At 72.2% G+C, this 12648-nt stretch carries 12 protein-coding genes; 5 read left to right on the top strand and 7 right to left on the bottom strand.

Features of this window, described 5'->3' with window-relative positions; genetic code table 11:
• Nucleotides 1–918: EamA family transporter (locus tag BIU98_RS17635; RefSeq protein ID WP_083393376.1), on the bottom strand; the 918-nt coding region annotated here is incomplete at its 3' end.
• Between the two features lie 71 nt (nt 919–989).
• On the opposite strand from BIU98_RS17635, the gene BIU98_RS17640 reads away from it, so the two are divergent.
• Complete coding sequence (locus tag BIU98_RS17640; protein ID WP_071279506.1) at nt 990–1904, top strand: LysR family transcriptional regulator; 915 nt, start codon at nt 990–992, stop codon at nt 1902–1904.
• 213 nt (nt 1905–2117) lie between these two features.
• Here the strand turns inward: BIU98_RS17640 and BIU98_RS17645 are convergent, their stop codons facing one another.
• From BIU98_RS17645 to BIU98_RS17665, 5 genes are all read right to left on the bottom strand, one after another.
• On the bottom strand, nt 2118–2918 hold the full coding sequence (locus tag BIU98_RS17645; RefSeq protein ID WP_254788016.1) for a L,D-transpeptidase family protein: 801 nt from the start codon (nt 2916–2918) through the stop codon (nt 2118–2120).
• 2 nt (nt 2919–2920) lie between these two features.
• Entirely contained in the window at nt 2921–4264 is a 1344-nt protein-coding gene (locus BIU98_RS19635; protein WP_071279508.1) for a hypothetical protein, read from the bottom strand.
• A 176-nt stretch (nt 4265–4440) separates the two neighbouring features.
• A complete protein-coding gene (gene purB / locus BIU98_RS17655) occupies nt 4441–5826 on the bottom strand; it encodes an adenylosuccinate lyase (RefSeq protein WP_071279510.1) in 1386 nt (461 codons plus the stop codon).
• The gene (locus BIU98_RS17660; RefSeq protein ID WP_071279512.1) at nt 5823–6341 is read right to left on the bottom strand and encodes a low molecular weight protein-tyrosine-phosphatase; all 519 of its coding nucleotides are present in this window, start codon (nt 6339–6341) and stop codon (nt 5823–5825) included. Before BIU98_RS17660 ends, purB begins: the two co-directional genes overlap by 4 nt.
• A gap of 38 nt (nt 6342–6379) precedes the next feature.
• Nucleotides 6380–6778, bottom strand: a complete 399-nt coding sequence (locus BIU98_RS17665; RefSeq protein WP_071279515.1) for a phage holin family protein — start codon at nt 6776–6778, stop codon at nt 6380–6382.
• 40 nt (nt 6779–6818) lie between these two features.
• Between BIU98_RS17665 and BIU98_RS17670 the strand changes: the two genes are divergently transcribed.
• From BIU98_RS17670 to BIU98_RS17685, 4 genes are all read left to right on the top strand, one after another.
• Entirely contained in the window at nt 6819–7916 is a 1098-nt protein-coding gene (locus BIU98_RS17670) for a histidinol-phosphate transaminase (RefSeq protein ID WP_071279519.1), read from the top strand.
• 5 nt (nt 7917–7921) lie between these two features.
• Nucleotides 7922–9058 carry a thiamine pyrophosphate-dependent dehydrogenase E1 component subunit alpha gene (locus BIU98_RS17675; protein ID WP_071279522.1) on the top strand — a complete coding sequence of 379 codons (1137 nt, stop codon included), beginning with the start codon at nt 7922–7924 and terminating at the stop codon, nt 9056–9058.
• A gap of 86 nt (nt 9059–9144) precedes the next feature.
• Complete coding sequence (locus BIU98_RS17680) at nt 9145–10104, top strand: alpha-ketoacid dehydrogenase subunit beta (RefSeq protein WP_071279746.1); 960 nt, start codon at nt 9145–9147, stop codon at nt 10102–10104.
• 55 nt (nt 10105–10159) lie between these two features.
• Nucleotides 10160–11743, top strand: a complete 1584-nt coding sequence (locus BIU98_RS17685; protein WP_071279526.1) for a dihydrolipoamide acetyltransferase family protein — start codon at nt 10160–10162, stop codon at nt 11741–11743.
• A gap of 163 nt (nt 11744–11906) precedes the next feature.
• Here BIU98_RS17685 and BIU98_RS17690 read toward each other — a convergent pair whose 3' ends face one another.
• Nucleotides 11907–12647, bottom strand: coding sequence for an LppP/LprE family lipoprotein (locus BIU98_RS17690; protein WP_071279528.1), 741 nt, complete (start codon nt 12645–12647; stop codon nt 11907–11909).
• Between the last annotated feature and the right edge of the window lies 1 nt (nt 12648).

Below are 12648 nucleotides of genomic sequence, written 5' to 3' on the forward strand. Positions count from 1 at the left end.
CGATTCCTGCTCCCTCGATGAGCCGGACGAACGGGACGAGGCCGGCACCGCCAGCCGCGGCGTCCTCGACGCCCACAGCACCCCGCCGACGACGACCACGCCCGCCACGACCTCGACCAGGTCGGGCACCTCGCCGAACGCCAGCCACGACGCCAGCACCCCGACCACGGGGACGAGCATCGAGAACGGCGCGACGGTGCTCGACGGGTAGCGCGACATGAGCCGCGTCCAGAGCCCGTACCCGACGAGCGACGCCACGAGCACGATGTAGAGCAGTCCGAGGTCGGCCGGCAGCGCCTCGAGCGTGAAGGCCGTCCCGAGCGCCTGCCCCATCCGCGCCGGCCCCTCGACGACGAACGACAGCACGGCCATCGGGATCGGCGGCACCACCGACCACCACAGCGTCAGGTGCAGCCCGTTCGGGGCGCCGGCCTTCCGCGTCGCCACGTTCCCGATCGCCCATCCGAGCGCCCCGCAGAGCGCCAGCACGACGGGCAGCAGCGCGGCCGTCTGCGACCGGTGCACGGCGATCGCCGCGAGGGCCAGGACCGCGATCGTGACGCCGACGACCTGCCGCCGGGTCAGCCGTTCGCGCAGGAAGACCCCCGCGAGCACGACGGTGAACGGCGCCGAGGCCTGCAACACGAGCGACGCCAGCCCGGACGGCATCCCCGACGCCATGCTGAGGTAGAGGAACGCGAACTGCAGCACCCCGAGCGTCGCCCCGACGAGCACGAGCATCCGGAACGGGATCGGCGGCCGCGGCACGAACAGCAGCGTCGGGACCGCCAGCAGCGTGAAGCGCACGGCGGCGAGCAGGAACGGCGGCCAGTGCTCGAGCGCGATGGCCGTCGCCGGGAAGTTCAGGCCCCAGACCACGGCGACGGTCAGGGCGAGGAGGCGGTCACGGAGCAGCACCCTCCGATGCTCCCGCAGCCCGGACAGTAGCACCAGCGAACACTTCGACACCGACGTTGTAGGGTCCCTGCATGGTCGGCTTCGACGTCACGCTGCTCCCCGTCCTCCGCGAGCTCGACGAGCGCGGGTCCGTCACGGCCGTCGCCGCGGCCACCCACCGGACCCCGAGCGCGGTGTCGCAGCAGCTGCAGACCCTCCAGCGCCAGGTCGGCGTCCCGCTCGTCGAACGCGTCGGCCGCGGGGTCCGGCTCACCGAGCACGGGCAGGTGCTCGCGGGGCTGGCCGGCGTGGTGGCCACCGCCGTCGCCACGGTCGACGCCGCGTGGCAGGAGCACCTCGGGGGCGCGTCCGGCGTCGTCGACCTGGCGATCTTCCCGTCCGCCGCCGAGCTGCTGCTGCCGGGTCTGCTCGACCGGATGCGGGAGCACCCCGCGATCGACCTGGTGCTCTCCGACGTCGACGTCAGCGAGGACGGCTTCGCCCCGCTCACCGCTGACCACGACGTGGTGGTGGGGCACCGCCCGGACGGCTCGTCCCCGCCGCACCGGCAGACCCTCGAGACCGTCGCCCTGCTCCGGGAACCGCTCGACGTCGCCCTGCCCGAGGGACACCGGCTCGCGGACCGGGCCCGTGTCGGCATCGACGACGTGGTCGACGAGACGTGGATCGGCGTGCCGCGCGACTACCCGATCGACCGCGTGCTGACCGCGATGGCCGCTGCCAGGGACACCCCGCCGTCGGTCGCGTTCCGCACGATCCACCTGCCCGTCATCGAGAACCTGGTGGCCGCGGGCCACGGGATCGCGCTCGTCCCCCGGTACACGTCGCGCACGCGGGCGCCGGGGCGCTTCCACCTCGCAGAGCTCGCGGACGTCCGCGCCGGCCGCCGCATCGAGGCGCTCGTCCGACCGGACCGTGCGGTCCGTCCCGTGGTCCGCACCGTCCTGGAGGCCCTGGTCGCCACCGCCCTGGACGTCACCACCTGAGCTGGTGACGTCCGCGCCGGGGCCGCCCCGAGCCTCCAGGCTGTGCGTTCCCGCGCCTGCCAGGTCGGATCGCGCGCGGCAAGTCGCCTCCCGCGTGGCAGGTCTGAACGCGCGTAGCGGGTCGAGGAAACCGACTCGCAACGCGCGTTCCCGCCTCCCATGCCGAGCGATGTGGGAAGGAACGCGCTGCCCACGGACCTCGGGGTGCGCGGGTCAGCGCACCTGGAACGGCGTGCCGAGCGGCAGGGTCTTCGCGAGGGTCGTGATGTCGTCGTTGTGCATCCGGATGCAGCCGTGGGACGCTGCCCGGCCGACGCTCGAGGCGTCCTCGGTGCCGTGCAGCCCGATCTGACCGGGGCCGCCGCCGAAGGAGTTCAGCACGTCGGAGAACGCCGTCGTGCCGTACGCGTACGGGCCGTAACCGCTGTTCGTGGGCGCCAGCAACTCGGTGAGCGCGAACCGGCCGGTCGGCGTGGGCGTGCCGCCAGTCCCGGTCGCGACGGGGTAGCTGTCGACGACCTCGCCGCCGCGGTACAGGTCGAGCGTGTTGTCGGACTCGGTGACGACGATCGCGTACGGCGTCGTCGACAGGCTCACGGCGGAGTCGGGCACCCAGCCGGTGCTGCCGTTCGGGCGCTGTGCGAGCTGCACCTGCACCCAGCCGTCGCGCTGGTCGACCACGCGGAACACCAGCGGCGCACCGGAGGCCTGCGGGTTCTCGAGCGTGGTGGTCGCGGCACCGCGGGGTTCGGCGCTCACGGCGACGTCGGCCCCGCGGACGGCGGCGATCGTCGTGTTCGCGGGGGCGTCGACCGCGTCCGGTGCTGTCGAAGGCGCAGTGGACGGTGTGCGGGTCGGCGTCGGGCTTGGGGCCGCGATCGCCGTCGTGCTGGGGGTGGGTGTCGGGGCCATCGTGCTCGTCACCACGACGGCGACGGCACCGGCGCACACGACCGCCACGGCGGCGGCGACCAGGGTCGCACGCCGCCGTGGGTCGGTCGGGATGAGCCGCAAGGTCAGCCCGTGAAGGTGGCCCGACCGGAGACCGGCGTCGCGACCGGCGCGACGGCCGGGTCGGCGGTGAGGGTCAGGGCGAAGTCGCCGGTCTGCGCGGAGGACTCACCGACCAGGCTCAGCAGGTAGTCGCTGGGCGTGAGGGGGAAGGCGGCGGGGACGATGACCGTGATGACCACGTTGCCGTCCTGGTCCGCGACGGAGGTGCTGCCGGGGATGAAGATGCCACGATCGCCCTGTGCGATGGAGGTCTTGACGGTCTCGAACGGTGCGAAGCCGTGGCCCAGGACGCGGATGCCGACCGTGGTGGCGGCGGTGATCGTGGCGGACGTACCCGACTCGAGCTCAGCGGAGGCGGTCGGACGCGGCGTGAAGTACGTCGTGGTGTCGTCCACCGCGAGGCTCGCGATGCCGGCCTCGGACGGGGTCACGGTTGCTGCGGAGCCGGCGACCTCCAGGGACGAGGCAGCGGTGCCGACGCGCTCGGACGGGAGCACGCGCTGCAGGAACGACGGCGCGCTCGGGGTGGCCGTGGGCGCGGGCGTCACGGTCGGGGCGGGCTCGGTGGTCGGCGTCGTGGGCGCGGCCGTCGGAGTCGCGGTGGGCGTCGCAGTGGGCGTCGCAGTGGGTGCGGCGGTCGGCGTCGCGGTGGGCTCAGCGGTGGGCTCGGCCGTCGGGGCCGGGGTCGGCTCCTCGGTCGGCGGGGTCGTGGGCTCGTCGGTGGACGGGTCCTCGATGCCGGTGGCGAAGTCGGACCCGACGAGGCTCACGAGGTAGCCGAACACGACCTCGTCGTTGTCCGCGAGGTCGGCGGCGAACGCGTCGGTCGACTCCTCGCCGGAGTCCTCGTAGGCCCACGTGGTGTCGGCGCCGTCGAGCCCGGACACGGCGAAGGCGGTGTTGGTGACGGTCGTCGGCTCGTCCTCGGATGCCAGCAGCAGCCCGACGACGGTGCTCTCACCCGCGTTGGCGGAGGCGTCGGCGATGACGGCGGGGAGCGCGTCCGGGGTGACGGTCTTCGTCAGTCCACGGACCAGGTACACGGCCGAGTCGTCCTTCGCGCTGATCCCGTCGGTGCCGAAGGAGGCGACCTGGTCGAGCGAGGTGGCGGTGTCGAGCTGGTCCCCCTCGATGCCGAACCAGGACCAGCCGGCCGGGATCACCGGGTTCTCGGCCTCGGCGTCGAGGGCGGTGAAGTCGTCTGCCCCGTCAGCCCAGCCGACGATCGGCGTCGCGGTGGTGGGAGCGGAGTCCGACGCTGCGGTCGAGACGGTGGGGACGAGCGCGGCACTGAGGCCGAGCACGGTGGCGCCGACGGCGGCCGCGGCGATGCGGGAACGAAGCACGTGTGGGGATCCATCCGGTGGGAGAGCACGGACGCATCTCCTGCGACGCCCCCGTCCTGAGCGGTGCTCAGCAGGACTGAACCTAGCAGTCCGCTCAGCCGACGCGCCAGGACCGTCCCGGAACGCGGGAAGCCCGGCGGGGGATCCCGCCGGGCTTCCTGCTGCTGGTGGTCTGCTCAGACCTCGAGGTGGTCGACCAGCTCGTCCGCCAGACCCGTGTAGGTCCCGGGCGTCAGGTTCGTCAGCCGGGCCTTCGCGCCGTCCGAGATGTCCAGGCCGTTGACGAACGCGACGAGGTCCTGCTGACTGACGCGCTTGCCCCGGGTGAGCTCCTTGAGCATCGCGTACGGGTCCTCGATGTCGGACTGCCCGGCGGTGACCTCGGCGCGGATGACCGTCTGGATCGCCTCGCCGAGCACCTCCCAGTTGCCGTCGAGGTCGGCGGCCAGGCGCTCGTGGTTCGCCGCGATCTCGCTGAGCCCGCGCCGCAGGTTGTCGAGCGCGAGCAGCGAGTGCCCGAACGCGACGCCGACGTTGCGCTGCGTGGTCGAGTCGGTCAGGTCGCGCTGCAGGCGGCTCGTGACGAGCGTCTCGGAGAGCGTGGAGAACAGGGCGGACGAGATCTCGAGGTTCGCCTCGGCGTTCTCGAAGCGGATCGGGTTGATCTTGTGCGGCATCGTCGACGACCCGGTGGCACCGGCGACCGGGATCTGCGTGAAGTACCCCATCGAGATGTAGGTCCACACGTCGGTCGCCAGGTTGTGCAGGATGCGGTTGGCGTGCCGGACGCGGTCGTAGAGCTCCGCCTGCCAGTCGTGCGACTCGATCTGCGTCGTGAGCGGGTTCCACGTCAGGCCGAGGCCCTCGACGAACTCCCGCGACAGCGTGGGCCAGTCGGCCTCGGGGTCGGCGGCGAGGTGCGCCGAGAAGGTGCCCGTCGCGCCGGAGAACTTGCCGAGGTACTCGCCGCCCTCGACCTGCGCCAACACGCGCTCGAGGCGGTACACGACCACCGCGAGCTCCTTGCCGAGCGTGGTCGGGGTCGCCGGCTGCCCGTGCGTGTGGGACAGCATGGGGACGGACCGCAGCTCGAGCGCCAGGTCCCGCAGGCGCGCGATCACGGCGCGGAAGCCCGGCAGCCAGACCTGGGCGACGGCGTCCTTGATCGTGAGTGCGTAGGAGAGGTTGTTGACGTCCTCGCTCGTGCACGCGAAGTGCGTCAGCTCGGCGATGGCGTCCAGGCCGAGCTCCGACAGGCGACGGCGCACGAAGTACTCGACCGCCTTGACGTCGTGCCGGGTCGTGGCCTCGATCTCGGCGAGTTCGGCGATCTCCGCCTGCCCGAAGTCGGTGACGACGGCGCGGAGGGCGGCCTTGTCGTCGACGCTGAGCGGCGACGTGGTGAACATCGCGTGGTCGGTGAGGAAGATCAACCACTCGACCTCGACGGAGACGCGCGCGCGGTTGAGGCCCGCCTCGGAGAGGTGCTCACCCACCGTGTGCACGACCGGGTAGTACCGCCCGTCGAGGGGGCTGATCGGCTGCGGGGGAAGGGGGGTCATGGTGCTCCCTGGCGGACGGCCGGTTCGATCTGGTGGAAGAGTGCGCGGCAGGCCCGTTCGACCGTGGACAGGACCCGGTCGAACTCGTGCCGGTCCGCGTAGTACGGGTCCGGCACGTCGGCCTGTTCCGGCCAGGAGTCGTCGTACCGCAGCAGGAGTGTCACCTTGGCGGCGTCGTCCATGGTCGGTGCCCACGACCGCAGGATGCGCTCGTGGGATCGGTCGAGTGCGACCACCAGGTCGAGGTCCGGGAACCGGTCCGGGTCGAACTGACGGGCGCGATGCCTGCTGCCATCGTATCCGCGCGCCGCGAGTGCTGCGATCGTCCGCTCGTCCGCCGGTTCGCCGACGTGCCAGTCGCCGGTGCCGGCGGACTGCACCTGGACGCGGTCGCTCAGACCGGCGTCCTCGACGATCCGGGCGAACACGATCTCCGCCATCGGGGACCGGCAGATGTTGCCGCTGCAGACGAACGAGACGCGGAAGGGCGACGGGGCGCCGGCGTCCGTGGTCATGTGCTCATCATGGCGCACGGCGTCCCGCCCCGCGCCCGTCAAGCGCGGGGGCGGCTCAGCACCGGGCGGGCGACCAGGCCGATGAGCCAGGCGAAGACGGCGAGCACGAAGGCGCCGACGATGCCCCAGCCGAACGACTCGACCTCGAGCCCGAAGCCGATGCTCGTCGAGATCCCGGCGACGATGAGCAGCAGGATCGCGTTCACCACGAAGGAGATGAGCCCGAGGGTCAGGATGTAGATCGGGAAGGCCACGATCCGGATGAGCGTGCCGATGACGGCGTTGACCAGACCGAAGACGAAGGCGACGAGCAGGAAGGTCAGCACGGTCTCGACGGTGCCGCCCTCGCCGAAGGGCGTGACGGTGACGCCGCTGACGATGAGCGTGGTGAGCCAGAGCGCGACGGCGTTGATGACGAGGCGGACGAGGAATCGCATGCGTCCATGATGCCTGGTGGCCGCTCGGTAGGCTGAGGTCGTGACCGATCAGCCCGTGCACATCCGTCCCGAGATCGCGGTGCTCCCCGCCTACAAGCAGGGACGCCAGGCGGCCGTCGACGCCTTCAAGCTGTCCAGCAACGAGAACCCGTTCCCGCCGCTGCCCGGCGTCGTCGAGGCCGTGCAGGCCCAGACCGCGTTCAACCGCTACCCGGACGCCTCGGCGCTCGCGCTCCGTGCCGTCCTCGCGAACCGGTTCGGCGTCACCGTGGACGAGGTCCACGTCGCACCCGGCAGCGTCGCAATCCTGCACGAGCTCGCGAAGGCGACCTCGGGCCCGGGCGACGAGATCGTGTACGCCTGGCGGTCCTTCGAGGCCTACCCCGGCGTCGTCACCGTCGCGGGTGCCACGAGCGTGCAGGTGCCGAACCGGGCCGACGGCGGGCACGACCTCGACGCCATGGCCGCAGCCGTCTCCGAGCGCACCCGCATGGTCATCGTGTGCACCCCGAACAACCCCACGGGCCCGATCGTCACCGCGGCCGAGTTCGACGCCTTCATGGCGCGGGTGCCGGCGACCGTCCTGGTGGTGCTCGACGAGGCCTACGCCGAGTTCGTCACCGACCCCGACGCCGTGCGCGGTGTCCCGCTGCTGGAGCGGTACCAGAACCTCGTCGTCCTCCGGACCTTCTCGAAGGCGTACGGCCTGGCCGGTCTGCGCGTCGGGTACGCGCTCGGACCGGCATACGTCCTCGACGCCGTGCGCGCGTGCGCGATCCCCTTGTCCGTCACCGCGCAGGGGCAGGCGGCCGCGCTGGCCAGTCTCGAGCGCGAGTCCGAGCTGCTGGAACGCGTCGTGCACCTGACCGAACGGCGCGACCGCATCGTCTCCGAGCTCCGCACGCAGGGCTGGGACGTGCCGGACGCCCAGGGCAACTTCGTGTGGCTGCCGACCGGGGACCACACCGCCCACGCCACGGAGCAGTTCGAGCACGCGGGCATCATCGTCCGCGCCTTCGGGAACGAGGGGCTCCGCATCTCGATCGGCGAGCACGAGGCTGTCGGGAAGCTCCTCGAAACGGCCCGTTCACTTGTCGGGGGACTCACAACGCCCGGCCTCGCACGGCCGCTACGCTGACCCGCATGTCCTTCCACGCCGCGGCCCCCGCGACGACCATCGTCCGGCTCCTCGACACCGAGGGCCGGTTCGTGGAGACCGACGAGAACGCCGAGTTCGCGGCGATCGCAACGGCCCTCCCCGACGAGACGCTGCTCGCCATGCACCGCCAGATGGTGCTCACCCGACGCTTCGACCACGCTGCCGGCAACCTGCAGCGCACCGGTCAGCTCGGCCTGTGGGCGCCGAGCCACGGACAAGAGGCCGCCCAGGTCGGTTCGGCCTTCGCGCTCCGCCCCCAGGACCACCTCTTCCCCTCCTACCGCGAGCACGCCGTGGTGCTGCAGCGCGGGGTCGAGCCGATGGAGATCATCTCGCTCTTCCGCGGCCAGGCCCACGGCAACTGGGACCCGGACGCCCGCGGCAACACGCACGTCTACACGCTCGTCATCGGTGCGCAGACCCTGCACGCCACGGGCTACGCCATCGGGCAGGCGCTCGACGGCGTCGTCGGCACCGGTGACCCGGACGTCGACGAGTGCTCGATCGTGTACTTCGGCGACGGTGCCACGAGCCAGGGCGACGTGAACGAGGCCTACGTCTTCGCCGCGTCCCACAAGGCGCCCGTCGTCTTCTTCCTGCAGAACAACCACTGGGCGATCTCGGTGCCGGTGTCGGTCCAGTCGCCGACCCCGCTCGTCGACCGCCCGCGCGGCTTCGGCATCCCGAGCGTCAAGGTCGACGGCAACGACGTCCTCGCCTCGTACGCGGTGAGCGCGGTCGCGACCGAGCACGCCCGCAGCGGCCAGGGCCCGGCGTTCATCGAGGCCGAGACCTACCGCATCGGCGCCCACACGAGCTCCGACGACCCCACCCGGTACCGCGGCGACGACGAGCTCGCCGGCTGGGTGGCCCGTGACCCGATCACCCGGTCCGAGGCCTACCTCCGCAGCCGCGGCGCCACCGACGCCCAGTTCGCCGAGTTCGAGGCCGAGGGCGAGCAGATCGCCGCCGACATCCGCACGAAGACGTCGGCACTGCAGGCACCCCCGATGGACGCCATGTTCGACAACGTCTACCGCGAGCAGCACCCGCGCATCGACGAGCAGCGCGCCTGGCTGCACGACTACGAGTCCGCCCAGGACGCAGGAGCCACCGCATGAGCACCACCGAACAGCTCGTCGACTACACGCTCCGGTCGCACCCCGGCGCCGGTGAGGCCCCGACGGACCCCACCCCCACCATCCCGATGGCCAAGGCACTGAACGCCGGGCTCGCCGCGGCGATGGCCGCCGACGACAAGGTCCTGCTCATGGGCGAGGACATCGGCCGGCTGGGCGGTGTCTTCCGCATCACCGAGGGCCTGCAGGAGCGCTTCGGCGCCGAGCGCGTGCGGGACACCCCGCTCGCCGAGTCGGGCATCGTGGGCACCGCGATCGGCATGGCCCTGCGCGGCTACCGCCCCGTGATCGAGATCCAGTTCGACGGCTTCGTCTGGCCCGCGTTCAACCAGATCACCTCGCAGCTCGCGAAGATGGCGAACCGGCTGCCGGCGCACATGTCGCTGCCGATCGTGATCCGCATCCCCTACGGCGGGCACATCGGTGCGATCGAGCACCACCAGGAGAGCCCGGAGGCCTACTTCGCGCACACCCCCGGTCTCCGCGTGGTCAGCCCGAGCACGCCGAACGACGCCTACTGGATGATCCAAGAGGCGATCTCGTCGAACGACCCGGTCATCTTCATGGAGCCGAAGTCGCGCTACTGGCCGAAGGGCCAGGTCGACATGGTCGACGGCCACGTGCCGATGCACACCACCCGCGTCGCCCGCACCGGCACCGAGGTCACCCTCGTCGGCCACGGCGCCATGGTCGCGACCCTGATGCAAGCCGCCGACATCGCCGAGGCCGAAGGCACCAGCTGCGAGGTCGTCGACCTCCGCTCGATCTCGCCGATCGACTGGGAGCCGCTGCTCGCCTCGGTGCGCAAGACCGGCCGCCTGGTCGTCGCACAAGAAGCGAGCGAGTTCGTCAGCGTCGGCAGCGAGATCGCCGCGACGGTCGCCGAGCGCGCCTTCTACACGCTGCAGGCACCGCCGCTGCGGGTGTCCGGGTTCGACATCCCGTTCCCGCAGTCGAAGCTCGAGCACCACCACCTCCCGGACGCCGACCGCGTCCTCGAGGCCGTGGACCGCGCGCTCGCCTACTGACCCGGTCCGTCCGGACCACCTCTCCACCGCACGACCGACCGCCGAAGGAGCCGACGTGGCCGTCGCCGAATTCCCCCTCCCCGACGTGGGTGAAGGCCTCAACGAGGCCGAGATCGTCCAGTGGCGCGTCGCGATCGGTGACGACGTCGCCGTCGACCAGGTCCTCGTGGAGATCGAGACCGCCAAGTCCCTCGTCGAGCTGCCGTCCCCGTTCGCGGGCACGGTGACCGGTCTGCTGGTGGCCGAGGGCGACACCGTCGAGGTCGGCCGCCCGATCATCCGGGTGGAGTCCGGCGCGTCCGTCGCCGCCACCACCGAGCAGCCGGGAGGCCCGGCCCCCGTCGCCGACGCCGCCCCCGTCTCGCCCGTGGTCGCGCCCAGTGCCCCGGTCGCCTCCGCCCCGCCCGTCGCGGTCCCCGCCCGCGTGACCGTTCCCGCTCCGGCAGCGGCGACGCCCGCCCGCGCCGCCGCACCGACGCCCGCGCCCGCCGCCACCCCCGCGCCGACCGCGTCCCGCATGCCCGCCTCGCTCCCCGCTGCCGAGGGCGCGTCCGTCGTCGGCACCGACGAGTCCTCCGGCGCCGTGCTGGTCGGCTACGGCTCCGCGACCAGCGCCCCCTCGCGTCGCAAGCCCGGCGCCCGCCGGGCCGCAGCCGCTGCTGCCCAGGCGAACCGAGCCTCCAGTCGGGAGACGGACCTGGTCGTGACCGACGAGGGCGAGGCGACCACCGCCGACGCCGTCGCCGCGCAGGGACAGCGTCCCGCGCGTCCGTCGATGCCCGCCGTCATGGCCAAGCCGCCGATCCGGAAGCTCGCGAAGGACCTCGACGTGGACCTCGCGATCGTGGTGCCGACCGGCCTGTCCGGTGAGGTCACCCGCGACGACGTCATCCGGCACGCCCAGCAGGCCAGCGTCTTCCGCAACATCGAGACGCCCGAGTGGGGCGACGTCCGCCAGGAGACCATCCCGGTCAAGGGCGTGCGCAAGGCCATCGCGACGGCGATGACCACGTCGGCCTTCACGGCGCCGCACGTGTCGCTGTTCGTCGACGTCGACGCCACCCGCACGATGGAGTTCGTCAAGCGGCTCAAGGCGTCGCCGACGTTCGCCGGCATCAAGGTCTCGCCGCTGCTCATCATGGCGAAGGCCGTGATCTGGGCCGTGCGCCGCAACCGCTCGGTGAACTCGTCGTGGACCGACCGCGAGATCATCGTGCACCACTTCGTCAACCTCGGCATCGCGGCGGCGACCCCGCGCGGGCTGATCGTGCCGAACATCAAGGACGCGCAGGACATGTCGCTGCTCGAGCTGGCCAAGGCCCTCGAGGAGATGACCATCACCGCCCGTGACGGCAAGACCAGCCCGGCGCAGATGGCTGACGGCACGATCACCGTCACGAACATCGGCGTCTTCGGGATGGACACCGGCACGCCGATCCTCAACCCGGGGCAGGTCGCGATCGTCGCCATGGGCACGATCAAGCCGAAGCCGTGGGTCGTCGACGGCGAGGTCCGGTCGCGCATGGTGACCACGATCGGTGCCTCGTTCGACCACCGCGTGGTGGACGGCGACGTGGCGTCGCGGTTCGTGCACGACGTGGCCTCGGTCATCGAGGAGCCCGCGCTCCTGCTCGACTAGCGTTCGTCGGTCGAGGCGGGCCGTCACGCGGGTCCTTTCGTGCGCAGCAAGTCGTTTCGCGCGTAGGGGGTCGTTCCTTCCGACCCGCAACGCGCGGAAGCGCTCCCCATCGCGCGCGGTGTGGGAAACACCGCGTGGTGTCCGCGCGCGCGTCGGCGGCGTCCTACGGGGTCGGGGGCACGTCACCGGTGAGGACCACCCGTTGCGCGGCGGTGTCCCACGTGTACGTCGCCCGCGTCGTGCCGCTCGGGGCCGCGTTCGGGTCCGTCGCGGTCGCGTACCGGTAGGTGACGTTTATCGCGGCGTCCGAGGAGCGCGCGACCTGCGGCTCGAACGGGTACTGGACCTTCGTGGCGGTCCCGAGGTACGTGCCCTGGTGGAAGAGCAGCACGGCGTACGGCGAGCTGGCCGTGCCCTCGGCGAGGGGGACGACGGCCCAGGACAGCGCGGCGCACGCGTCGAAGCCGCTGACGTCTGCGGCCGAGGCGTCCCACCGCGCATCGGGCAGCTCGGTCGGGGCCGCGAGGCGTGCGACGGCCGCTCCGACCACCGTGGCGCCGTCGGTGGGCCCGCAGGTCGGGGTGGGTGCCGTGTCCGTCGGCGCCGTGCTCGTGGGTCCCGCGGACGGCGCCGGCGTCGGGGCCGTCGTGTCGGTGGGGGCTGCGCTCGACGACGGCCGGTCGGGTGACGGCGAGGCGGTGGACCCGGTCGGACCCGCGGTGCAGCCGGTCACCGCCAGGGCCAGTGTCGCGGCGAGGAGGAGCCCGGGCGTCGTCGTGGAGCGCATGCCGACCACCATGCCCGGTGCGAGCGGGCCGGTGTTGACGGGATTGCCAGGTCGGAGGTCGTCGGCGATCGTCCGCGTGGTGTTCACGCGGATGTCGGCGGTCGGGGCGATGATCATG

Origin of the sequence: Curtobacterium sp. MMLR14_010, from assembly GCF_001865015.1 — a bacterium.
In the GTDB taxonomy this organism is placed as follows: Bacteria; Actinomycetota; Actinomycetes; order Actinomycetales; family Microbacteriaceae; genus Curtobacterium.